Origin of the sequence: Collinsella sp. TF12-2AT (assembly GCF_003436735.1) — a bacterium.
In the GTDB taxonomy this organism is placed as follows: domain Bacteria; phylum Actinomycetota; class Coriobacteriia; order Coriobacteriales; family Coriobacteriaceae; genus Collinsella.
Genome location: NZ_QSQK01000001.1, coordinates 265307 through 289931, shown reverse-complemented (window position 1 = coordinate 289931; position 24625 = coordinate 265307). Strand labels below are relative to the sequence as shown.

At 60.6% G+C, this 24625-nt stretch carries 17 protein-coding genes and 1 other RNA gene; 16 read left to right on the top strand and 2 right to left on the bottom strand.

The window, feature by feature from the left end; genetic code table 11:
* Window positions 1-145: 145 nt before the first annotated feature.
* From DXD24_RS01205 to gatB, 8 genes are all read left to right on the top strand, one after another.
* A complete protein-coding gene (locus DXD24_RS01205; protein ID WP_117563634.1) occupies window positions 146-3454 on the top strand; it encodes a SpaA isopeptide-forming pilin-related protein in 3309 nt (1102 codons plus the stop codon).
* Window positions 3447-5117 carry a SpaA isopeptide-forming pilin-related protein gene (locus DXD24_RS01200; protein ID WP_158548898.1) on the top strand — a complete coding sequence of 557 codons (1671 nt, stop codon included), beginning with the start codon at window positions 3447-3449 and terminating at the stop codon, window positions 5115-5117. The genes DXD24_RS01205 and DXD24_RS01200 overlap by 8 nt, the downstream gene beginning before the upstream one ends.
* Before the next feature lie 114 nt (window positions 5118-5231).
* Window positions 5232-7019 carry a SpaA isopeptide-forming pilin-related protein gene (locus tag DXD24_RS01195; RefSeq protein ID WP_158548897.1) on the top strand — a complete coding sequence of 596 codons (1788 nt, stop codon included), beginning with the start codon at window positions 5232-5234 and terminating at the stop codon, window positions 7017-7019.
* A 511-nt stretch (window positions 7020-7530) separates the two neighbouring features.
* Window positions 7531-8499, top strand: a complete 969-nt coding sequence (locus DXD24_RS01190) for a MarR family transcriptional regulator (protein WP_117563631.1) — start codon at window positions 7531-7533, stop codon at window positions 8497-8499.
* A 143-nt stretch (window positions 8500-8642) separates the two neighbouring features.
* On the top strand, window positions 8643-9560 hold the full coding sequence (locus tag DXD24_RS01185) for a class C sortase (protein ID WP_158550115.1): 918 nt from the start codon (window positions 8643-8645) through the stop codon (window positions 9558-9560).
* Between the two features lie 346 nt (window positions 9561-9906).
* Window positions 9907-10218: an Asp-tRNA(Asn)/Glu-tRNA(Gln) amidotransferase subunit GatC gene (gene gatC, locus DXD24_RS01175; protein WP_055250987.1), complete on the top strand. Its 312-nt coding sequence runs from the start codon at window positions 9907-9909 to the stop codon at window positions 10216-10218.
* The gene (gatA, locus tag DXD24_RS01170; RefSeq protein WP_117563628.1) at window positions 10218-11732 is read left to right on the top strand and encodes an Asp-tRNA(Asn)/Glu-tRNA(Gln) amidotransferase subunit GatA; all 1515 of its coding nucleotides are present in this window, start codon (window positions 10218-10220) and stop codon (window positions 11730-11732) included. The genes gatC and gatA overlap by 1 nt, the downstream gene beginning before the upstream one ends.
* Window positions 11732-13408, top strand: coding sequence for an Asp-tRNA(Asn)/Glu-tRNA(Gln) amidotransferase subunit GatB (gene gatB, locus DXD24_RS01165; protein ID WP_117563627.1), 1677 nt, complete (start codon window positions 11732-11734; stop codon window positions 13406-13408). The genes gatA and gatB overlap by 1 nt, the downstream gene beginning before the upstream one ends.
* A gap of 224 nt (window positions 13409-13632) precedes the next feature.
* Here the strand turns inward: gatB and DXD24_RS01160 are convergent, their stop codons facing one another.
* Window positions 13633-14631 carry an AraC family transcriptional regulator gene (locus DXD24_RS01160; RefSeq protein ID WP_158550113.1) on the bottom strand — a complete coding sequence of 333 codons (999 nt, stop codon included), beginning with the start codon at window positions 14629-14631 and terminating at the stop codon, window positions 13633-13635.
* 120 nt (window positions 14632-14751) lie between these two features.
* Here DXD24_RS01160 and DXD24_RS01155 point away from each other — a divergent pair, with 120 nt between their 5' ends.
* From DXD24_RS01155 to DXD24_RS01135, 6 genes are all read left to right on the top strand, one after another.
* On the top strand, window positions 14752-16578 hold the full coding sequence (locus DXD24_RS01155) for an ABC transporter ATP-binding protein (protein ID WP_199407959.1): 1827 nt from the start codon (window positions 14752-14754) through the stop codon (window positions 16576-16578).
* On the top strand, window positions 16579-18336 hold the full coding sequence (locus DXD24_RS01150) for an ABC transporter ATP-binding protein (RefSeq protein ID WP_117563625.1): 1758 nt from the start codon (window positions 16579-16581) through the stop codon (window positions 18334-18336).
* Between the two features lie 195 nt (window positions 18337-18531).
* Window positions 18532-18777, top strand: a complete 246-nt coding sequence (locus DXD24_RS01145) for a DUF6110 family protein (RefSeq protein WP_055250999.1) — start codon at window positions 18532-18534, stop codon at window positions 18775-18777.
* 78 nt (window positions 18778-18855) lie between these two features.
* Window positions 18856-20871, top strand: coding sequence for a heavy metal translocating P-type ATPase (locus DXD24_RS01140; RefSeq protein WP_233502284.1), 2016 nt, complete (start codon window positions 18856-18858; stop codon window positions 20869-20871).
* Between the two features lie 143 nt (window positions 20872-21014).
* Entirely contained in the window at window positions 21015-21368 is a 354-nt protein-coding gene (locus tag DXD24_RS10065) for a hypothetical protein (protein WP_055251003.1), read from the top strand.
* Entirely contained in the window at window positions 21365-21880 is a 516-nt protein-coding gene (locus tag DXD24_RS01135; protein WP_158548894.1) for a PIN domain-containing protein, read from the top strand. The genes DXD24_RS10065 and DXD24_RS01135 overlap by 4 nt, the downstream gene beginning before the upstream one ends.
* A 58-nt stretch (window positions 21881-21938) precedes the next feature.
* On the opposite strand, the gene DXD24_RS01130 is transcribed toward DXD24_RS01135, so the two are convergent.
* Entirely contained in the window at window positions 21939-22373 is a 435-nt protein-coding gene (locus tag DXD24_RS01130; protein WP_117645908.1) for a hypothetical protein, read from the bottom strand.
* A gap of 239 nt (window positions 22374-22612) precedes the next feature.
* On the opposite strand from DXD24_RS01130, the gene ssrA reads away from it, so the two are divergent.
* Window positions 22613-22976, top strand: a transfer-messenger RNA (tmRNA) gene (gene ssrA, locus DXD24_RS01125).
* Window positions 22977-23653: 677 nt separating this feature from the next.
* Entirely contained in the window at window positions 23654-24532 is an 879-nt protein-coding gene (locus DXD24_RS01120; RefSeq protein ID WP_055251009.1) for a patatin family protein, read from the top strand.
* Window positions 24533-24625: the final 93 nt, after the last annotated feature.

Sequence of the window (24625 nt, the reverse complement as noted above, 5' to 3'; positions counted from 1 at the left end):
AACTCGCTACAAAAATGTCGGTTTTGTTGCTCAGATGTTTAAACAATCGTTAATATTGCATTACTAAACGAGCGCAATTACAGATTGCGCAGATACGTTTGATGGTGAAAGAGCAAGATCGCGGTCTCTTGGGGAGGAGACATCGATGAAAGCGAATTCGGACAAATCTAAGCAGAGTAATAAAGCGACGCGCCGTGTACTGGCAGGCGTTTTGTGCGGAGCCTCCGTTTTGAGCCTGGTACTGTCGCTCGTCATGCCCCCGATCTCGCAGGCCATTGCCAACGATGCCCAGACGGTTTCTACCGAGGAAACTGTAATGGGGGGGGGTTCCTCAAGTGAGTCCGCTGCTGTAGATAACACCAGCGAGGATGCCGAAAACCAGAATAGCGACGAGACCAATGGCGGCGAGGCTGGCTCTTCAAATAGTGCTGAGCAGGCTCAGAGTGCGAATGCGGCTTCAGCGAGAGCGACGGCCACCGTGGAGAAGGGAATTTATGTTCCCACGTCTATCGGTATCGGTACGAATATCGATGTCTCCACCCCCGATCCCGGCGTGGCCACCTACGTCGGCCGCGACATGTACATCGGTGGTAAGCCGAGCGACACTAGTAATCTTGATGCGAAGAACGCCCCCACCGGCTCATATGCCGCTGAGGCGGAGGGCCTTACCTTGGTCCGTGGCAAGCTTGCCATGAATCCAGTCAAAGAGAGCTGGCCCTATCAATCAATTGGTGCTGGTTTCCGCTTTGGCACCGTTGGTTTTGGTTCCCAGTTCCGTCCTGTCGCCGGCAGCACCGTGCTTGCGGTGGCCGGAATTAAAAGTGCGATCACCAAGATGAGCGTTGGTTATAGCGGCGACTCGCCGGAGACGACTACCGTTGGCGCTTGGAAGAAAGGCGCTTGGGTCGGACGGCAGAAATCTTCTGAGGGCGCGACTCCTTCCGGCTTTGCCTACACTGCGCAGATCGCAGGCCCCATCACATACTGGCGCGATAACAATGAACGCCAATCCGTGGTGACAACGCAGGGTAATTGGTACGAGGGCATGAACTCTCAGGAAAGCAACCTGTTCAATCAAACTGTTGATTTGACTAATGTCAACAATAACGATTATTCGAGCTACAACGGTGAAGATGGGTACCTCTCGAAGCTATCGAAACAGCTCAACTCGTTTGCAAATACCGGCACGCTCGAGGTTGGTTTCGCGAGCAATCACAACAACTACGTAATCAACAAGTACGACAAGACGGATTGTAATTATGGCCTGGTGTTTGATGAGTCGTATAAGACCATATATTCGGACTGCGCCGATACGTCGCTCAATGGTAAGAAATTCAAGAATAGCGAGCGTCTTATCACGTTTAAGGGCGACAACACCTCTATGCAGCAGGTGTTCACCATCGATGCTTCTCAGCTGAGCAATACATACAACAACGAGTATTATCGTGGCGTTGATTTCGCATTCGAGGGCATTCCCAAGGGCGCCTCGGTTGTTGTGAACGTTACCGGATCTTCGAATATTGAGTTTCACAATGGCTGGCGCTTTTGGTGGAACGGTACCGAGATTTCGCGTGGTTACGAAACTCAATATTCCGGCAAGGAGCTGGGCGAGGCATACGCGACGGCTTCCCAGTCCATCATGTGGAACTTTGTCGATACGCAAAGCCTTACCATTCGAGGCGGCATCGCGGGAGAAAACCGCGCGGACTGGGGATACGGCGGCACAGCCACCGGTGCCAAGTGGACTGACGACGATCCTGCGGCGGCTATGATCGGATCGATTCTCGTTCCCAACGGAAGTTTCGACGACCATGTGACTACCAACGGCCGCGTTTATGTGGGCGTCGATTTCTCAATGAACAGCCCGAAGGTTGCCGCAGCATTTGGTGAGGGTAACTCGGCTTCCGTCATCGATATGGATCAGGAGCGTCACAACTTCCCGTGGTCTGGGTCGTATACGCCCGACGGCTCCGCCGTTGCGTGGAGCAAGGTCGATGCGGCGAACGGCAACACGTCGCTTCCTGGTTCCTCGTGGGCTATCTATGGTTCTGTCGAGAATGCTGTCGCGGGCAAGGACGCTATCGTGACGGTGACTGACGGTGGCGCAAATGATTACGCTTCGGGTGATGGCAAGCTTCAGTTCAACTATCTGAACCAGAAGGCAAACATCGGCAATTCCAACGATACCAACTACTTCACGTATTACATCAAAGAGGAGACGGCGCCGGCTGGCTACCAGAAGTCAGACACCATCTACTATGCCACTATGAACAATACTGGCGAGAAGCCGAACTACGTTCAGGGTTACGTGGATGAGAACGGCAAAAATGTTCCGTTCGAGAATAACCCCACAGGTGCCATTCCCAACACCAAGATCATCACCGGTACGGTGTCTTGGACCAAGGTGGGGGAGGGCGACACAAAACACACTCCTTTGGCTGGTTCTGAGTGGAAACTCACCAAGACTAATGACGCCGATGGTGCGGCCGTTAACCAGTCCTGGACCGTGAGAGATCAGGTGAGCGACCAGTCGACTTCGAGCGATACCACGTGGGTAGACACCGACACCGCGCCTGGCAAGTTCAAGCTCGAGGGCCTGCTGCCGGGCACGTACACGCTTGTTGAGACCCAGGCTCCGTTTGGCTACGAACTGAACAAGAACACCTACAAGTTCACGGTGGACAGCACAAACGGCTCCATTACGTGGAAAGAGAACGAGCAGCCGAACATCGTTGGCGGCACTACGTACATCTCCGACAAGTGCAGTGCTACGTCCGTGAAGATCCCGGTGACCAAATCCGTTCGCAATACGGATTGGCCGAAGGATGCTGACGGCAACTATGTGCCGTTCGAGTTCAGCATTGTGGCTACGGGTGACTATGCAGCCAAAGCCCCCATGCCCGAAGCGCCCAAGATTTCTGTTGCCCCAAAGGCAAGGGAGACCGACGCCGACAAGCCCAACAACATCACGGCGACCTTTGGCGCCATGACGTTCAACAAGTCGCACCTGTCCGATACCCCCGGTACGGCGGGTGACTACGCCAGGACCTACACCTACACGGTGAAGGAGGTCGCGCCTACCACCGGTGCCATCGATAAGCTCCGCTACTCCAAGGCCGAGTACCAGGTTGCCGTCACGGTGGAGGCCGAGCTGAATAAGGCCGGCAAGTACTCCGGCCTCACCACTTCCACCACGGTCACGCAGATGAAGGACGACATGGGCAACGCCCTGGGTGAGAACGGGCAGGGCGTCGTGGTTCAACCCTCCGCCGCCGCGCCCGACGCCATTCCCGACTCCACCTTCACCAACACCTACTCCACCACTCTGCCCCTTTCTGGTATGTCGGGCGTCACTCTGACGTACCTTGCCGGCGCGGCGGCGCTTTGCGCTGCTGCGGCCTGGATGCACATTCGTCGCAAGGCGAATGCGAAGGGAGGCGAGCGTCGTGAATAAGAAAGTTTGCTCCTTCCCGATCTTGTTTGCGCTGCTCGCCCTCTTGATCGGCACCTGCGCGGTTGTGTTCCCCGCATCCGCGCAGGCCGCGCCGAGCGCGACCGGATCCATCACGGTGACAGGCACCGTGGCGCGCAGCTACGACGCCTACCAGATCTTTGACGCCAACGTCGTCGATGACGACAACGACGCCAAGATCGCCACCGACCTTGTCTGGGCAAGCGATGCCGTGCGCGACGCCGCGCTGCCTGTGTTGCACAGCGCCGGCATGCCCAATTCCCAGACCACCGCACAGGAAGCTGCCGAGTGGCTCAACACCGATTCCCGCCTTACGAGCGCGCTGAGCGCACAGCTCGCTCGTTCCCTCCAGAGCTCTGGCGCCGTGTCCGTGGCCCTTAACGCGGGCACGACGGCCGAGCTGCCCTGTGGCTACTGGCTCATCGTCGCCAAAGACGACGCCATCTCCCAAAACGAGGCCGGCACCGCGCCGATCATGGCCCTGGTCGGCGGCAGCGCCGTCACCGTCAAGCCCAAGGCCGCGACGCCCAAGGTCCAAAAGCACGTGCTGGAGGACAGCACCGCCGCATGGCAGAAGGCCGCCGACGCCACGGTCGCCGACGACCTGTACTGGCGCCTCTCGGCCACGGTCCCGGCCGGGCTCACCGCCTACGACACCTATACGGTGCGGTTCGTCGACACCATGAGCGCGGGGCTCGACCCCTCCAAGGTGGCCGCGAGCATGCGTGTGTACGTGGCGGCGGGCGCGGACGGCGGCTTCGACGCCGTCTCGGCCGGCAAGGACGGACGCGCCGGCACCGAGCCCGCGAAGGGCTGGACCGACATCACGGCCCAGTGCGCCACCAAGGTAGCGGCTGACGGCAAGACCTTCACCGTGCGCACCGGCGACCTGATCGCCGCGCTCGGCGGGGCCGACGCCTTCACCGCGGGCGCTCGCGTGGTCGCCGTGTACAATGCGCCGCTCAGTAGCGCGTGCAACCACGGCATCGCGAAGGGCAACCCCAACGAGGTCTACCTGCGCTACCCGCGCTCTCCCTTTGCCGACCAGTCCGGCGACGCCGGCTTCACCCGCACGCCGAGCGACGACGCGTGCGCCTACACCTGGGATCTCGCACTCACCAAGCGCGGCAGCGACGGCGACAAGCCGCTTGCCGGGGCGGTCCTGAGCATCGCCGACGACCGCGGCCGCACACTGGCGGCCGACGGCACGTGGGATGCGGAGGGCAAGGCCACCGTCACCACGGGCGAGGACGGCCACGTGACCGTCTCGGGCGTGGACTCGGGCAAGCTGGAGGTCCGCGAGCTCAAGGCGCCCAAGGGCTACACCGCCTTTGAGGGCACGCGCTCCGTGATGGTCAAGGCCGAGGGTCTGGACGTCGACCAGGTGGCCGCCGCCAAGCCCAAGCTCACCATCACGGCCGAGTCGCCCCTGCGCGCCGACAGCGCGGACGGGTCGACGGGCAGCCTGGAGGCGTCGCTCATCAACACGCCCACCGGCACACCCCCTAGCATTACCACCGGAGGCTTTATGCCCTCGACTGGCGATATGGCAATGTACGCCGCGGCCGCCGCAGCGGTCGCCGGAGCCGCGCTCGTCGTGGTCGCGCTCCTGGTCAAGCGGGGAGGTGGCAGCCATAAAGAGTAGCTGGCAGCCCCACAGAGAGCGGGGCGAGACGTAGCGAAGTAGATGCTAAGACACAGACAGATGATGACCGATCGAATGAGAATCAAACGGAAAACGGAGGAAAAGAAGATGAGCATGAGCAAGAACATCGCACGCCTGGCAGTAACCGCCGGCCTCACGGCAGCGCTGAGCTTCGGCGGCGTGATGGCGCCCGTGACCATGGCGTTTGCTGAGGGTACGAGGTCGACCGTCACGTTCGAGGACGCCGATTACGCTGCGTCCACGACCTATAAGGGTATCCAGATCTTCAAGGCAAAGGTCACGACGACCGGTGGGAATACGACGGTGAGTAGCATCGAATGGGCCAGCTCCGATGCCCAAACTGCTGTCGTAAACGCCATCAAGAAAAAGGATGCATCCTACAAAAGCGAGAACGCACAGGATGCTGCCGATTGGCTTAGCACCAAATCTGAAGTTACCGGGACCGATTCGAAGGTTGCTAGCGACAACGTTCTCAGTCTAATTGCCGATGGCCTGAAGAACAGCACCACCTGGAAGGTGACGAGCGAGGGCAGTGCATCCCTTTCCGGACTCGGCGCCGGCTACTGGCTCTTCCTCACCGCTACTCCCGGTAAGCCTGCTGACAAGTCGACCGATGTGTCCACCTCTCCCGTCTACGCCGTGATCGACGGCGTGAACGCGACGACCGTTACGCCAAAGAAGGGCGTGCCTACTGTCGAGAAGAAGGTCCTCGACGATGCCGACGCCGCCGATGCCACCGACATCAAGGGCTCCAACAAATGGAATGATGTCGCCGATTCCCAGATCGGCCAGGAAGTTAACTACAAGCTTACCGGCACGATCGCCAGCAACTACGCTACCTTTGGCACGTATGCTTACAAGTTCACCGACGGGCTTTCCAATGGCCTTGACTATGTCAAAGGCTCGGTTAAGGTGTACGCGCTGAACGGCGAGACTTACAGCGAGATTGAGTCGAGCAATTATACCGTGACGGATGCTGATGCTAGCAACAACAACACGCTGACGGTCGAGTTCAAGACCGGAGACGGCAAGAAGGGCCTCAAGGACGTCGCGAGCGTGACCGCCGACACCAAGATCGTTGTCTTCTACAAGGCAAAGCTCAACGGCAACGCCGTGATTGGCAATGCAACCGACGGCAACAAGGGCGGTAACCCCAACACCGTCAAGCTCGAGTACTCCAACAACCCGTATGCCGAGGGCACGGGCGAGACGATCGAGGATACCGTCGCCGACTTCGCGTTCAAGCTCAACCTCAACAAGGTCGACCAGGGCACCGAGAGGGGCCTTGCGGGCGCCGTCTTCACCATCCAGTCCGCTGATTCGAACACTCAAGACCAGTATATCGCCTCGAAGGACGACCCCACCGCGGGCGTCGTCGCGGGCCAGCTCGTGACCGTTGCCGACGTCAACCACCTGCCTGACTACGTGACGTTCACGTCCGACAAAGACGGCAAGATCCCCGTCTCCGGCCTCGACGCCGGCTCCTACAAGGTGACCGAGGTCAAGGCCCCCGGCGACTCCTACACCAAGGCCAAACCCTTCACCTTCAAGATCACCCCGACGTATGACGCCGTGACCATGAAGGTGACGGAGCTTAAGGCGGAGGTTTCCGAGTACGACAAGGGCCGCAACGACATCGCCTTCGGTACGCTTGACGACACTGCCGGTGACAACAAACTGAACGGCACGGAAGGCGCCGGCACCAACGCCGCCACCGGTGAGATCACCATCAACGTCGGCAATACCAAGTCCGTCGGCCTCCCGCTGACCGGTCTCAACGGTGTGACCTTCACTTGGATCGCTGGTGGCGCGGTGCTGTGCATCGGCGTGGCGCACCTCATCCGCAGCCGTAAGCAGGCCGAGGAGTCCGAGCAGGAGTAACGCTCGCTCACCCATCCCTTTGGCAGGTGGGATGCGATGGCCATGAGACTTGCGGACACTTTTCTCGTCCATTGACGCTCTTGCTTTGCCATTCTCTTTTCGGGGCAGACTCCGCACTGGAGTCTGCCCCGTTCTTTTTGGGATAACGCAGTCAGCCTCCATCGTCCGATGCGGGCACGCTCGTCATCGCGTTTCTTGACTCGTATGAGGTTCGGTTTAAGGTCCGTAGGCGCACGCGCGATACGGACGGTGGACGGCATTTGCGCCGAAAGCGCAAATAAGAATGCCCGGGGGTCGGATCCCGGGCATTTAACAAAAACTGAAAACTAGGCCGCCCGCGCTCCCAAACATTTACGCGGGGTGCGTCGTTTTCTATTGAGATTGTATCCCGAATCCCCCCGCCGATCCGGGATATTTTGAAAACTCAAATGTAGGCTTAGGCACGAACGGTATCTCTTTAATTCCGAAAATTATGTATAATTCCAATACAAACTGGAATCGAACGAAAACAATGGAAATGAACGAAGCGTTAATCTACTTACAAGAAGCACTAGGCCTCTCCGCCAAGACCAAAACTTGGCCTGGATCCGCACGCTTGCCGCTGCATCTGCGGGCGATTGAAGTCCGCGCTGTTGACGCAAACGGTTTTTCGTTTTTGCTTGCAAGTTTGCCTACTGGCGTCGGGCTTCCCGAGGCTAAGAGGGTCTATAGTCAGCTAGCCTTGCGTGCGGAGACTCCTGTTGTCGTTTCGTTTCCTGATGCCGATGCACGTCAGCGCAAAGCATTGGTCGCACAAGGGATTCCGTTTGTTTGCCCCGGCAGACAGGCTTTTCTTCCATTTATGGGCACGGCCTGCACGGAGAGGGGCGGTGCCCGGTTTCGCAATCACGCGACCAAGATGTCACCCAACGCACAGGCTGCCGCAATCTGGGGAGCAGCCCAGGAGCCATATCGCCCCCATGACCTTTGTCGTGCGCTTGGGATCTCGGCAAGCCGCGCGAGTGAGGCCATAACCGAGCTTGTTGACAGGGGGCTCGCGAGGCGCGAGCGTTGCGAGCGACGTGTCGTCGTGTTCCCTGTTGCCGTTGATCTTCTGCTCAGTGAGCACATGGCAGAGCTCTCCTCGCCTGTCTTGAAGGTCTTATTTGCAAGGAAGACGCCGCAGATCGAGTATCTTGTTGACGCCGGGGAGACGGCGCTCGCTGCGCGTTCGATGCTCGCTGCGCCGGGTATGGAACAAAAGGCCGTCTTAAGAAGTGCATGGCGTCAACTGAGTGACCTCGAAGTCGCAGACGGGGAGTTGCCGGATAACGAAACGGCGATGATCCAAGTGTGGCGCTATGCGCCCGTGTTTGCCAACTCCTCCCGTGTCGATGACATTTCGCTTGCGCTATCTTTGGCGGCAATCGACGATGAGCGAATTCAACTCGAAGTCGATCGCATGTTTGGAAAGGAATATCCATGGCAAGAAGCGCTGTAGAAGGTCTCCAAGAATTCGAACCGTAGGCGGCGTTTCGGTCCTAGCTGCGTTGTCCGGTGCATGAGTTTGCTAATCGGCTATTATTTGTTTAGACAACCTGAGTTGTAGAGGAGTGACCGGCGATGGTGCAGGGCGCCAAACATATGAAGAGCAATAACGCTGCGGCCAACGGCGGCTCAAGCCCTCAGCCCAAACCTCAACCAAAGCCCAAGCGCCGCCGCAAGCGTCTGCCGCGCTGGGCCGACCGGCTCATCACCATCGTCATCATCCTTATCGGCGTGGGCCTTATGACCTGGCCGTGGATCTTGGACCGGCTCGAGGCCTCGGGCGTGTTCAACCAGATCAGCACCGTGTCCAGCACCGTGGACGCGCTGTCTGCCGAGGAGCGCGAGCGCATCCTGCTCCAGGCGCGCTCCTTTAACGAACAGCTGGCGGGCGAGGCCACCGAGCTTCCCGCCGACCAGATCGAGCCCTACGCTCAGCAGCTCATCTTTGACCGCGACCCTATGATGAGCTGGGTCGAGATCCCCTCCATCGACGTGAGCATGCCCATCTACCACGGTACGAGCGAGGAAGTCCTTATGGCGGGCGTCGGCCACCTGGAGGGCACGAGCCTGCCGGTGGGCGGCACCTCGACGCATTGCGTGCTCACCGCGCACTCGGGCATGCGCAACCTGAGCATGTTCGACGACATCCACTCGCTGGAGCCCGGCGACCTGGTGCTGCTGCACACCATGAACAAGACGCTCGCCTACAAGATGGTGGACTCCGAGGTGGTGCTGCCCGAGGAGATGGAGTCGCTGACCATCGAGCCCGGCGCCGACAAGGTGACGCTCGTCACCTGCACGCCCTACGGCGTGAACGACCATCGCCTGCTGGTGCATTGCGTGCGCACCAAGTACAACAAGAAGGACGTCGACAAGCAAAAGTCGCTGGCCGGCCGCCACTGGGGCAAGCGCGAGTTTGCCGTGCTCATCGTGGTCCTAGCCATTGTGCTGTTGCTGCTGGACATCGTGATCCACGCGGTCCGCAAGCACCGCAAGGCCAAGGCCTCGGCATAAGACATCGTCCAGAACCACCACAAAGGGGACAGGCACCTTTGTGGTGGTCGGGGCTTCCAAACCATCACAACATTCGATGAAAATTTCGATTTTGGCGAAAAGTGTCGAATGTTGTGATGGTCTTCGTTGTGGGCGAGACGGTTTTCATTGCGGGCGGGATGCTTTTCGTTGCGGACGGGACGGTTTTCGCTATGGACGGTGCGGTTTTGCTGCAGAATCGCCGGCCCGTCGCCTGCCAATCCACCGCTCTCGTTACGTTTTCGCTGCATTTGGGTAAAGCACCTGCTCCAAGCGGCGTTGCCCTGTATACTAGAGCGGTTTAACTGTTATGCGGAAGGGAGCGCCTATGGCACTCAGCGAGAAAGACGTGCGCGGCATCGCCGAGTACGCAAAGATCGCACTGACCGATGACGAGCTCACCCAGATGACGTCCTACATGAACGACGCCGTCCAGATGCTCGAACCCGTCCTGCAATATGACTTGCCCGACGTGGAGCCCACGTTCCATCCTATCGGAAGCCTGTCCAACGTGATGGGCGATGACCTGCGCGAGCCCGAGCGCGATCTGCCGCTCGACGTCGCGCTCGAAAACGCCGGCAGCGCGCGCGACCGCTACTTCCGCGTGCCGTCCATTTTGGGAGAGGGGGAGAGCGAGTAATGGCGCTAAGCTTCGATTCCCTTACCGCCGCCCAGATCGCCGCGGGCGTTGCCGCCGGCGACTTTACCGCTACCGAGGTGGCCCAGGCCTCCCTTGCCGCCATCGAGGCGCGCGAGGGCGGGGTCCAGGCATTCCTGCAGGTGGCGCCCGAGCTTGCGCTCGAGGCCGCTGCGCGCGTGGATGCCGACCGTGCCGCAGGCAAGCCGTTGCCCCCGCTCGCGGGCGTGCCGCTGGCCATTAAGGACAACATGAACCTCGTGGGCACGCGCACCACCTGCGCCTCCCGCATGCTCGGGGACTACCAGAGCGTCTACACCGCCACCTGCGTCCAGCGCATGCTCGATGCCGGCTGCCTGCCCATGGGCAAGGCCAACATGGACGAGTTTGCCTTTGGCAGCTCCACCGAGAGCTCGGCGTTCCACCGCACCAACAACCCCTGGGATACCGAGCGCGTGCCTGGCGGCTCCTCGGGCGGCTCCGCTGCCGCCGTCGCCGCGGGCGAGGTCGCGCTCTCGCTGGGCTCGGACACCGGCGGCTCCATTCGCCAGCCGGCGTCGCTGTGCGGCGTGGTGGGCTTTAAGCCCACGTATGGCGCCGTGAGCCGTTACGGCGTGGTCGCCTTTGGCTCGTCGCTCGACCAGGTGGGTCCCTTTGGCCGCACGGTCGAGGATGTCGCGCTGGCCATGAACGCGCTTACCGGCGCGGGCCACGATCCGTACGACTGCACCAGCCAGGATTGCGCCGTCGACTTTACCGAGCATCTCAACGACAGCATCGAGGGCAAGCGCGTGGGCATCATCCCCGCGTTTATGGAGGCCGAGGGCCTGACCCCCGAGGTCAAGGCCGCTGTTCAGCGCGCCGCCCAGGAGCTGCAGAACCAGGGCGCCGAGCTGGTCGAGGTCGACCTGCCGCACCTGGACGCCGCTATCGCCGCCTACTACGTCATCGGCCCGGCCGAGGCGTTCTCCAACCTGGCCCGCTTCGACGGCATTCGCTACGGCTATCAGGAGGAGGGCTGCGCCAACCTGTCCGACCAGAGCTCGCTTTCGCGCGCCCACGGCTTTGGTGCCGAGGCCAAGCGACGTCAGATGCTCGGCGCCTACCTGCTGAGCTCGGGCGTGTACGACAAGTACTACTACGCTGCGCAAAAGGCCCGCACGCTCATCACGCAGGACTACGACGCCGCGTATGCCAAGGTGGACACCATCCTCATGCCCGCCTCGCCGCGCACGGCCTTTAAGTTTGGCGAGATCAGCGATCCCACGCAGATGTACCTCTCCGACCTGTACACCATTTCGCTTAACATCTGCGGCAACGGCGGAATCTCGGTGCCGCTGGGCCTGGGCGAGGACAGCAAGCTGCCCGTTTCTGCCCAGCTGGTGGGTCCGGCCTTTAAGGACCGTCAGCTGCTCACGTTTGCCCGCGCCTTGGAGCGCGGCTTTGCCGATGCCGCCACGGGTGCGCCCGCGCTTTCCGTCGCGCCCGATTTTGCTGGGAAGGGAGGCGAGCTGTAATGAAGGAGCTTTCCGAGGTCCTGCAGGATTGGGAGGCTGTGATCGGCCTGGAGATCCATACCGAGCTCACCGCACTCGATACCAAGATGTTCTGCAACTGCAAGCTCAGCCACGATGACGAGCCCAACGCCAACGTGTGCCCGGTGTGCCTGGGCCTGCCCGGCGCCCTGCCAGTGCCCAACAAGCGCGCCATCGAGAGCATCGTCAAGGCCGGTCTCGCCACCAACTGCGAGATCCAGCGCCACTCGATGTTCTACCGCAAGCACTACTTCTATCCCGATATGGCCAAGAACTTCCAGACCACGCAGGGCCCGGTCGCCTTTGCCATGTACGGTCACCTGGACCTGGACGTGACCGGTCGCGGTGCCGCCGAGCGCCCCGACTGCGCGTTTGGCGAGGCCGAGGCTCAGAGCCTGGCGAGCGCCTCGGCCAATGCCGAGGGCCTGTCCACGTCCATGTCCTCCACGATGCGCGAGGGCAATCAGCGCGCCGGCCACCTGGCCAGCTATGACGCGTCCAACCTGCAGATGCCCGAGCGTCGCGAGGACGGTTCCTACACGGTGCCCATCCGCATCCTGCGCATCCACATGGAGGAAGACGCCGCCAAGATGGTCCACGTGGGTGGCGCCGAGGGTCGCATTACCGCCGCGGCCGAGTCGCTCGTCGACTACAACCGCTGCGGCACGCCTTTGATTGAGCTCGTGACTGAGCCCGACTTGCGCACGCCCGAGGAAGCACGCCTGTTTATGGAGAAGCTCCGTCGCATCTTTGTGACGCTGGGCATTTCCGATTGCTCCATGGAGAAGGGCTCCATGCGCTGCGACGGCAACGTGTCGCTGCGCCGCCGCGGCGAGACCAAGCTGGGCACCAAGACCGAGCTCAAGAACCTTAACTCGTTTAAGAGTCTGCACGATGGCCTTGCCTACGAGATCTGCCGCCAGGCCGAGGTGCTCGAGGAGGGCGGCATTATCTACCAGGAGACCCGCCACTGGGAGCCCAGCCGCAAGCGCACCGTGGTCATGCGTGTGAAGGAGACGGCCGATGACTATCGTCTGTTCCCCGACCCCGACCTGGCGCCGTTCGACCTGGACGACGAGTTTATCGACCGCTGCCGTGGCGAGATCCCCGAGCTGCCCGATGCCAAGCGCGTCCGTTTTGAGGCCGACTTTGGCATTAAGGCGGCCGACGCCGAGCAGATCGCCGGCGACCCGGAGTTTGCCGACTTCTTTGAGGCCGCCGCTGCCGGTATGGCCGGCAAGGAGGCCCAGACGGTCGCAAACCTGCTGGTCAACGAGATGATCGCCTACCTTAAGGGCGCGGGCGTGTCGCTCGCCGAGTCCGGCATCGCGCCGGCTCAGGTGGCGGCACTCGCCAAGCTGCTGGCGACCGATGCCATCAGCTCCAATCAGGCGCACGAGGTCTTTGAGGCCATGGCTCAGACCGGCGACGATCCCAACAAGATCGTCGACGAGCGCGGCATGCGTCAGGTGAGCGATGCCGGCGCGCTGCAGCCGATCGTGGACGAGGTGCTGGCAAACTGTGCCGATCAGGCGCAGCAGTATCGTGACGGCAACCAGAAGGTCATCGGCTTTTTGGTGGGCCAGTGCATGAAGGCGAGCCGCGGCAAGGGCAACCCGAAGCTCTTCAACGAGTTGCTGAGAACGTCGCTCTCGTAGCTGCGAGGCCGGGGAAGCCCCGAGTCGCCGGGGTATTTCCTCCAAATTTCAAACAGTCCTATGCAAGACGAAGGCCACATTTAGTGGCCTTCTTTGCATGCGGAACTCATTTGGAGCAAACACCCCGGCGACTCGGGGCTTCCCCGGCCAGACGACTCGGCCGTTCGGGTCAGGTGGGCTGGATTGAATTTGGTGAATGAGGGCGTCGTTGGCGCCCTCATTCTTTATAAATGTTGGGAGCGCCAGGTGGTGGGGGTGGTGCCGGTGTGTTGCTTGAAGGCTTGGGCGAAGGCGGCCTGCTGAGGGTAGCCTAGACGCTCTGCCACCTGCGCTATCGTGAGCGCGCTATCGGCCAAAAGGTCCTGTGCTCGCTCCATACGGCGTCTGCGAATGTAGACGCCCAGGGACTCGCCAGTTTGGGCTTTAAAGGTGGCGCATAGCTTGGAGCGGCTTGTGTAGAGCCTCTCGGCCACCTCGTTGATACCCACACGCCTGCCTTTGTCGAGCGCGCGCTCAATCATTACCGTTGCTTCCTCGGCAATGGTCACGCTGGCGCGTGTGTCTGCCGCCTGCTGCGCCTGCTTGTGGGCCGCGCGCGAACAGGCGAGCTCCGCGACCATGGTCTCCACGATGCCTTGCATATAGACGTGTCCGCCTACGGTGCGGGCGCGGTCCTCGTTAATCCGGTGCAGTGTGTGGCAGATGGCGGACGTCGCTTCCTCGTGCCATGGCTCGGCAAACGCCTCAAAGACCCCTGCGAACTCGGTGGGATAGCGGTGCTCCAGTTCGTCAAAATATCCAGGCAAAAAGAGGACCGAGCGCGAGTGGTAGAGCTGCCCTGCAAACAGCGGGCTTAGCTCCTCACCGCAGCTATCTTGGACAAAGCTGCAGATCGCGCTGTTCGGCCACGGTCCATGCAGCGGCTTGAGGTTCGCAGGCGTTATGCCGGCTTCGGGCATGCACATGAGCGTGGGCGCGCTGACCTCGCTCACGCACGCGTACGGTTCGGGCGTGTATTCGGCTAGCTGCATGTTGTGCGTCGGGGTAATGAAATGCTCCATGACGATGCAGGTGGGGGAAAGGGGCATGATCCATGCGCGTCCGTGTGCCCGATCGTTTGCCACCTCGCCGGTAAAGACGGCGCCCTTGCCGGAAAGCTCCAGGCCAAACTGCTCAAACTGCGGTGCGTAGAGCTCGGTTATATCGGTTGCTGCCCGCCGCATTTTCAAAAGCGTCCCCTTCATTTGCGAAAACGTCCACGCCTGGCCCAATTGTGTGCCCTGGCTAACACGCCCATGATAAGTTTCTTACGGTTAACTCTCAAGCCGTTAGAAAGGAATCTCATGGCAAAGGGATCAAAAAAGGAAGGCGGCGGCATCGGCGAGCTACTTGCACATGCCGGTGACCGTAAATTCCTAACGTATTTGGGCATGGCCCTCTCGGCGTTCTCGCAGCTGTTGAGCTTTGGCCCGTACGTGTGCATCTGGCTTGTTGCGCGAGACCTGATTGCCGTGGCGCCCAACTGGAGCGAGGCCGCCGACATCGCGATGTATGGTTGGTGGGCTGTTGGTTTTGCCCTGGCAAGCATCGTGGTCTATTTCGTGGGGCTCATGTGCACGCACCTGTCCGCGTTTCGCTGCGCATCCAATATCCGCAAGGCTACGAGCGAGCATCTGCTTAAGCTGCCGCTCGGCTACTTTGACGCGCACGCCACCGGTGAGCTGCGCCGTATCGTAGACGGCTGTGCCGCCTCCACCGAGACGCTGCTCGCGCACATGCTGCCCGATATCGCCGGTGCCACCGCCATGGTCGTGGGTCTGCTTGTGCTGCTATTTGCCCTCGATTGGCGTTTGGGCGCGGCATGCTTAATCTCGGTCGTCGTTTCGTTTTGCGCCATGGCCGCCATGATGAGCGGCAAGGGCGCCGAGTTTATGAAGGCTTACATGGGCGCGCTGGTCAAGATGAACAAGACCGGCACCGAATACGTACGCGGCATCCCCGTGGTCAAGGTATTCCAGCAGACGGTCTACTCCTTTAAGGCGTTCCACGATGCGATCGCCGAATACGCCGATATGGCACAAAGCTATGCGGGCACGTTTTGCCGAGGTCCGCAGGTACTCAACCTTACCGCGCTCAATGGTCTTGTGACATTCCTGTTGCCCGTGGCGTTGCTGTTGGCGCCGGGCGAGACGGACTTCGCGCATTTTATGGCAAACTTCACGTTTTACGCGATCTTTTCGGCCGTGGTACCGACGGCCATGACCAAGCTCATGTTTGTGGGCGAGGCCTCTCAGATGAGTGCCGATTCGCTGGCTCGCATCCGAAGCGTTATGGATTCCAAGCAGCTCTCCGTGCCCGCCCTGCCCAAGCACCCTGCTGGCAGCGATGTGCGATTTGAGGACGTGAGCTTTACGTACGAGGGTGCCGAGGCGCCTGCCGTCAACCATGCGAGCTTTAGCGTTTCCGCGGGTAGCACCCTCGCCCTGGTGGGTCCCTCGGGCGGCGGTAAGTCAACCTGCGCCAGCCTGATCCCGCGTTTTTGGGATGTTTCCGCAGGCCGTGTGCTCGTAGGCGGTGTGGACGTTCGCGACATGGACCCGCACGAGCTTATGGACCAGGTCGCCTTCGTGTTCCAGACCAACCAGCTGTTCCGGCAAACACTTGCCGATAACGTGCGCGCTTCCAAGCCTACGGCCACTGACGACGAAGTGCGTGCGGCCCTCTCCGCAGCTCAGTGCGACGACATTGTGGCCAAGCTTCCACAGGGCATCAATACCATACTCGGTGCCGGCGGAGCATATCTTTCGGGCGGCGAGGTCCAGCGCGTGGCACTCGCCCGCGCGATCCTTAAAGACGCGCCTATCGTGGTGCTCGATGAGGCCACGGCGTTTGCCGACCCCGAGAACGAGGCGCTCATCCAGCGCGCCTTTAGCAAGCTGGCGGCGGGTCGCACGGTCATTATGATTGCGCACCGACTCTCGACTGTAGTGGGGGCCGACAAGATCGTGGTGCTCAACCAGGGTAGCGTGCAGGAGTCGGGTACCCATGCCGAGTTGCTGTCCCAAGAGGGTCTGTATGCCAAGATGTGGGCCGAATACGAACAGGCCGCGAGCTGGAAAATCACTGCAGCGACCGCGGATGCCGCTGTCACGAAGGGAGGCGAGGCCTAAATGTTCGCCTCATTCCAAAAGAAGTACTTCCTATCCGATAAAGGCGTCGCCGGCGTAAAACGCGGCATTTTCTGGACCACGCTCACCAATCTCATTACCATGGCCGGCATGGGCTTTTTATTCCTGGTTATGGCCGGCTTTGTCGAGCGTCTCGCCAGCGGGGCTGACCTGCCGGATGCCCTGCCGATCGTGGGCGGCCTCCTGGTCTTTTTTGTGTTGCTCTTTGCTTCTAACTGGCAGCAGTATTACTACACCTACTGCATCTTTTACGAGGAGTGCGGCAAGCAGCGTATGGAGATCGCCGAGCGCTTGCGCAAGCTGCCGTTGTCGTTTTTCGGCCGTCGTGATCTGGCCGATCTAACCGAAACCATCATGGGCGACGTTCAGACTATGGAGCACGCCTACAGCCACGTGCTGGGAGAGCTTTGGGGTGCCATCATCGCAAGCGCCATTGTGTTCGTGGCGTCGCTGTTCTTTTGCTGGCAGCTGGCGATCGCGGCGTTTTGGAGCGTTCCCGTGGCCTTTGCCGTGCTGTATCTGACGCGCGGCCCCATGATCCCGGTGTTCGACCATGTGCGTGCCGAGAAGGTCAAGGTCACCGAGGCGATCCAGGAGACGCTCGACTGCGTGCGCGAGATCCGCGCCACCAACCAGGAGGCCCATTATCTTGAGGGACTCAACGCCGTGATCGATGCCGAGGAGCGCGAGACCACCAAAGGCGAGCTCGCCAACGGGCTTTTGGTCAACTCCGCCTTTGCCATCCTGCGCCTGGGGATTGCCACCACGTTGGTCACGGGCGCTGCGATGGTCGCCTCCGGCCAGGTCGACTTTTTGATGATGTTTGCCTTCCTGCTTATGGTGAGCCGCATCTATGCGCCCTTTGATCAGGCGCTGATGCTGATGTCCGAGCTGTTTGCCGCCGAGTCGTCGGCCAAGCGCATGCGTTCCATCATGGAAGAGCCCGTGGCGCGGGGCAGCGAGCAGTTTGAGCCCGTAGGCCACGATGTGGTGTTCGATCACGTGGCATTTGGCTATGGTGCGGGCGAGGACGGCCGCGCCGGCGAGAAAGTTCTTACCGATGTGAGCTTTACCGCCAAGGAAGGCGAGGTCACGGCACTGGTCGGTCCTTCGGGCTCCGGTAAGTCCACGGTGAGCCGCCTGGCCGCGCGCTTTTGGGACGCCACCGAAGGCACGGTCACCGTGGGCGGCGTGGATGTTGCGAGCGTGGATCCCGAGGTGTTGCTGCGCGACTACGCCATTGTGTTCCAAGACGTGCTGCTCTTTGACGACACGGTGATGGGAAACATCCGCCTCGGGCGTCGTGGCGCCACCGATGAGCAAGTGCTTGCGGCTGCGCGTGCCGCCAACTGCGATGAGTTTGTGAGCCGCATGCCGCAGGGTTACAACACCATGATCGGCGAGAACGGCTCCAAGCTGTCCGGCGGTGAGCGCCAGCGCATCTCTATCGCCCGTGCGCTGCTCAAAGACGCGCCTATCGTGCTGTTGGACGAGGCGACGGCGAGCTTGGATGTGGAGAACGAGACCGTGGTTCAGCAGGCGCTCTCCCGTCTGCTTGCAGGTAAGACGGTTATCGTTATTGCCCACCGTATGCGTACGGTGGAAAATGCCGATAAGATCGTTGTACTCAAGGATGGTGTGGTTGCCGAGCAGGGCACTCCGGCGCAGCTCAAGGCGGCAGGTGGAGAATTCGCCCGCATGGTGGCGCTGCAAAAGGAAGCAGCTACCTGGCAGTTGTAAGAAGGGGCAAAGGGACAGTCCCTTTGTCACATTGACAATCGGTTACTCCGCATCGTTAATTTTCAAAAGGTTAGCCATGGCTGACCTAGATAGTTAGATAAAATTGAGATATTTCAAAAGCGTGCTCGAGCAAACTTATTTACTCGGGTGCTGAGGCACCGTGCCGCGTCCAATGCGGCAAAAGGGAGAAGCAACATGAAGAAGTCGACGTTCAATACCCTGCTTGTCGGTGGCGGTTTTCTGCTTGGCACGGCCGGCATCAAGCTGCTTACCAGCGCTCCGGTCAAGAATGCCTGCGTGCAGGGTATCGCGTGTGGCATGCGCATCAAGAACGGCTACCAGGACATGGTCGAGCAGGCCAAGGCTAATGTCGACGACATGGTTGCCGAGGCTGCTTACATCACCCAGAGCGAGGCCGCTGCTGACGAGGCAGCCGAGTAACGCTCCCAGGCACAAACTATGAGATTCTCGATTATTAGCGAGATCCCCGGCAGGACCCGTCTTCAATTGGCGGGTCCTGTGCCAGAGAGCGATCTCGATGCACTTCTTAAGCTTGGCGGCGACATCGACGGCGTGCACAAGGTGCGCGTCTACGGCCGCATCGGCCAGATGGCACTCGAATACGACGAGTCGCGCCGCGATGCCGTGCTGGCCGCCGTCGGTGCGCTCGACGCTCAGGCCATTGCCGACGCAAAGACAGGCTACGTGATGCAGCTTGAGCCACGCAAGCACAAGCTCGTCATGGATCTTGCCACACTTATCGGTGCCCATTACGCACGTCGCTGGTTCTTGCCGACGCCTCTGCGTGCGGTGTTTGTCGTGGCCGGTTACATGGCATTTTTGCGCGCTGCCCTTCATGAGCTCGCGCAGCCGCGCCTGACCGTTCCCGTGCTCGACGCTTCGGCCATCGGCATTTCGTTCGTCAAGCGTGATGTCGACACCGCGGGCCAGACGATGTTCCTGCTCAACGTGGGCGAGCTGCTCGAGGACTACACCCGCGCCATGAGCGAAAACGAGCTCATCAACTCGCTGCTCGATGTGCCCGACAAGGCGCAAAAGGTCGTCGGCGACACCGAGGTAAGCGTTGCCGCCACCGAGCTCGAGCACGGCGACTTGGTCGCCGTGCGCACCGGCATGTCCATCTGCATCGACGGTGTTGTCGAGCAGGGGAGCGCTATGGTCAACCAGGCGACCCTGACCGGCGAGCCGCTGGCCGTCGAGCGCAGCGTGGGCGACGACGTGTTCGCCGGTACCGTCGTGGAAGACGGCGGCATCTTGGTGCGCGTGCGCGCCAATACGGCGCAAACCAAACTGCGCTCAATCGTCTCGCTCGTGCAGACGGCCGACTCGCTCAAGTCCGAGGGCCAGTCGCATATGGAGGACCTTGCCAACAAGATCGTCCCGTGGAACTTCCTGCTCGCGGGCCTGGTTGCGCTTACTACCCGCAGCCTCATCAAGACCTCGGCGGCACTGACGGTCGACTACTCGTGCGCACTCAAGCTCACGGGTTCCGTTGCCGTCATGACCGCTATGAGCGATGCTGCCAAGATGGGCGTCATGGTCAAGGGCGCGAAGTACTTTGAGTCGTTTGCCAAGGCCGACACCATTGTGTTTGACAAGACCGGCACGCTTACCGAGGCGCAGCCGCGTCTTGCCTGCGTGCTCACCACCGATGGCTGGAGCGAGGACGAGGTCCTGCGCCTTTCCGCTTGCTTGGAGGAGCATTTTCCGCATCCGGTGGCGCGTGCCGTGGTCAATGCGGCACGCGAGCGTGGGCTCGAGCACCGCGAGCGCCATGCTGCTGTCGAATACATCGTGGCGCACGGCATCGCTTCGTCCATTGAAGGGCGTCGCGCGATTATCGGCTCGGCACACTTTGTGTTTGAGGACGAGGGCGCGCAGCTCGATTCCGACATTAAGGAGCGCATTGAGTCTCAGATGCAGGGCCTGTCACCGCTGTATCTGGCGGTCGATGGCAAGGTCGTCGGCGTGCTCGGCATCGAGGATCCGCTCAAGCCCGGGGTCCGCGAGGCAATCGCCGACCTGCATGCGCTGGGCGTCAAGCATGTCGTTATGCTCACGGGCGACTCCGAGCGCACGGCCGAGCGCATTGCGCGAGAGGCGGGTGTCGACGAGTTTAAGGCCGAACTGCTGCCCGAGGACAAGTACGCCTATGTGGAGCGCATTAAGAGCGAGGGGCGCCATGTTGCCATGGTGGGCGACGGCGTCAACGATTCGCCGGCGCTCGGTTTGGCCGACGTGGGCTTGGCGATGGGTGGCGGAAGCGACATCGCCAAGGAGGTCGCCGATATCATCCTGACCGATACGGATCTTGCCGCAATCGTGCGCCTGCGCCGCATGAGTCAGGGCCTCATTGATCGTCTGACGAGCTCCTACTCTAAGGTGATGCTCACCAACTCGGCGCTGTTGGCATTGGGTATTACCGGCATGATCACTCCGCAGACGTCGTCACTGCTGCACAACGGCTCAACGATCGCCTACAGCCTGGGCAACGCAAAGGCGTACCTGCGTTAGCAGACGTGTTCGCCCACGTTATCTGGCCTGCGCCCAGACGGCATCGGTGTCGTCCGAGCGCAGGCCTTTTGCGTTTGACCATGTGCTAGCTTCTCTATATAGTGTTGCTAGCAGGGCTAGCAATTGAAGGGAGCGGGATCGGCGTGGGTGCTGTTAGCGGCATGGCGCAGGTGAACGTTCGCGTAGATCGCCAGGTCAAGAACCGTGCCGAGGAGGTGCTGCGGCTTTCGGGTGGGTCACTGCCCGAGCTCATCAAAAAGGTGGTGGCTAAGGTCGCGCAGGGTGGCGGGCAGTGCGAGGAAGTGCTTGCGGCCGTCGACGACCGGCAGCAGACCGTCGCGCCCGATGCACCGTTCGCCGCATCATGGGCGGTGGCGGATCAGCTTTACGCGGATCTGGGCATCGCTACGTCGCCCGTATCCGACGATCGCGATTGGGACACAATCTATTCCGAAGCCATGGACGAGCGCTATCGCCAAAAGGGGATGATCCTGTGAGCAGGGCTTCCCTCAAAATAATGGTGGATGCCAACGTATGGGTTGATTCGTTTTGCGTCGACCATGCCGAGTCGCTTGCCGCGCGTGCGTTTATTGGGCGGGCGACGGAATCGGGCGCAACGTTGCTCTTTCCGGTACATATCGCCAAGGACGTGCTGTACGTTGTCCAGCACGAACTGAAGCGTAGCGTTCTTGCCAGCGGGGGAGCGCTCGACGAGGCTTCTGCCCGCGCGATTGGCGATGCGGCGCTGGCGTTTGTTCGGAATATGACCGAAAACGCCACGGCCGTGGGTGCAGATGCGTCGGACCTTTGGCTGGCCGACAAATACGTAGCGCTCCATCGCGATTACGAGGACAACTTGGTGCTCGCCGCGTGCAAGCGCGCGCAGGTCGATTACTTGGTGACCAACGATCGCAAGCTGCTCGAACATGCCGATCTTGCAGCAAAGACCCCGCGCCAAATGATGCCGATTCTGGCTTTGGCCGAACGCGGCCGCGCGGCTATCGGTTGACGCAAACTGTTTGCGGGCCTCTTGGACGACGATGCGCCAAGGGGCCCGCGTCTGCTATTTACAAAAGCTCGGCCTTAATGGCGGGACTTTCTGCGAGCTGCTCGGCTGCCTTTTCGTCGGAGCTATCGAGTGCTGCCAGGCTTCGGTAGACCCACTCGTTGACCTGGGTGTTCTTGACGCCTGCGGTCTGCATAAGGGCGCCTACCTCGCGGATTGCTGCGAACAGATCGGCCTTGGGGCCCGCGAGCTCGACCTCGATACCGTGGTAGGCAGCCACGCCGCGGTTCTCACTCACGTGGTCGATAAAGCCCTCGACGGTCTCAAGCCGCTGAGTGAGAGCTGCATCATCGTCAGCGTCCAGCGCGACGAGTGCGTTCGATACCGTGAGGGCGGGATGTCCGCAGGGGACAAAGCCCTCGATGACATCCATAGCTTCGGTAATGGTTGCGCCTAGGCCTGCGAGGGCATTGACGAGTTGCTGCTTGGTATCCATAACGGTCCTTTCGACGGGTCAATTTTGCTTGGCGAAAATATACGTGACGCGATCGGTAGCAAAAGTGCGAAGTGTGGCGCACATTGGGGTCTTCACAGCTCGTGCATAGAACAGCTGTCCGCTTTCAGAACGTGGTAAGATAACACTCCACAAGCGGGGCTTGCCCCGCATGTTCCTTGAAAAGTCGACGGTTATCGGGTGTTTGCAGGCCCGATACCATCCAGACTTTCCCGACATTCGGGGGCGACTGGTTTCGACACGATAGCTCTGAGAGAGGAAGCAAGCCGAGGTCTCCTCGCCTCGTTAAACAGGGGTACCGTCAAATTGAATTGACAACAACTCTTCTTTTGAGCCTATGGCTCTCGCTGCTTAGTTTATAGCGGCGCGTCAACCCGGTGATTTCCCCGACACCGGCGCGACGTCATGTTAGGGGAATGCTCCTGCGCACGTAATCGGTATGGCGCAGGCTAAGACCGAACCGGTTAGGACACCGCGAGCGTGTCGCTGCGCGCAAAGCGTCCGAGACTAAACCAGCGACTGAGCTTGGAGATGCCAATCAGGGGGCTTTCGTGGACCGGAGTTCGATTCTCCGCGCCTCCACCATAAGTAACAGGCAGGTAGATACTCATATCTACCTGCCTTTTATTTCTTGTCCGCACCGCGGAGAATCGAACTCTGTGCAGGGCGCGGGCGTAAAGAAAACGCGTAAGCGTTTTTAGCCCGCGGGCGAGGACGCCGGCAGGTGGCCGAAGCCGGTGCGGATTTGCGAAGCAAATACGCGGATTCTCCGCGCAAAGCCCCAGCCAAAACAGATGTGCTGCCGACGGCATTTCTGCTGGCTGTGCCCCGCGCCGACAGATCCCCTTCATCCGCGGAGAATCGAACTCTGTTTAGGGCGCGGACGTTAAGCAAACGCTACGGCAACGCAGGGTGGGACACGCTTTCCTAACGGCGGCCCAGGCGGAAAATCCATCCCGGAATTCCGGCTCAGACTGGGGTGCAGTTTCCGGATGACGCCTCAAGCGGAAACTGCATCCCGGAATCTTCATTCGGAATGGGATGCAATTTCCAAATGAATGGCTAGCGGAAAGTATATCCCGGAATCCGCGCTCAGAACGGGTCGCGCTTTCCCAACGGCGGTCCAAGCGGAAAGCGCATCCCGTAATCCCGCCTCAAACTGGGACGCACTTTCCGCTGCACCTGCCGCCTCGAAAAACCTGCGCGCCCTCCATTCCAAAACTGGGTAGAAGAAAGCCAAAACGCAATCGCAGGAGGTCAATATGACTGCAGAAGATAAGGCAAAGAACGCCGGCAAGGTCGCGCTCGTCTTGGAGGGTGGCAGTTTTCGTGGGCAGTTTACCGCCGGCGTGCTCGACGTTCTCATGGAGGCCGGTGTCGAAATTCCGGCGGTATATGGCGTATCGGCCGGTGCGCTCAACGGCGTCAACTACAAGTCACACCAGATCGGTCGCGTCAATCGCATCAACCTGACCTTCTGCAATGACAACCGCTACATGGGTGCCGCATCCTTCGCATCCACGGGCTCCATCGTGGGTTACGACTTTATCTTCAACGATATCCAGGACCGCCTGGATCCCTTTGACAACGAGGCGTTCGACGCGAGCCCCATCGAGATGTACGCCGTCGCGACGGACATGCTGTTTGGAACCGCTGCCTACCTGCCGGTCAAAAGCGCCGTGCTCGACCTCGATGCTGTGCGCGCCTCCACCTCGCTGCCGCTGGTGACGCCGCCGGTCGAGATCGACGGGCACAAATACGTCGACGGCGGCGTGGCCGATTCGGTTCCTATCGAGCATGTGCTCGAGGAGGCGGGCTTCGACCGTGCGGTCGTCATCGTCACCCAGGACCGCTCGTACGAGAAAAAGCCCTACGAGTTTATGCCTGCCGCGCGCGCCCGCTATGCCGACTACCCCTACCTGCTCGAGGCTATCGAGACGCGCCACGACCGCTATAACCTCCAGCGCATGCACCTGTGGAAGTATGAGCGCGAGGGCCGCGCGCTGGTCATCGCTCCGCAAAAGCCGGTCGAGGTCGGCCATGTCGAGCACGATCCGGCAAAGCTTTTGGACCTGTATATCCAGGGCCGTCAGGAGGCAAAGCGCCTGCTCGCGGAAATCCAAGAGTTCGTTGAGCGCTAGCGACGGCGAACCCTCAAAAAATGACAACAGCTAAAGAGTTGGAAAAATCACGGCTCGTGGATGACATGTGCAGAAACTCTGGTCGGAGCCAAA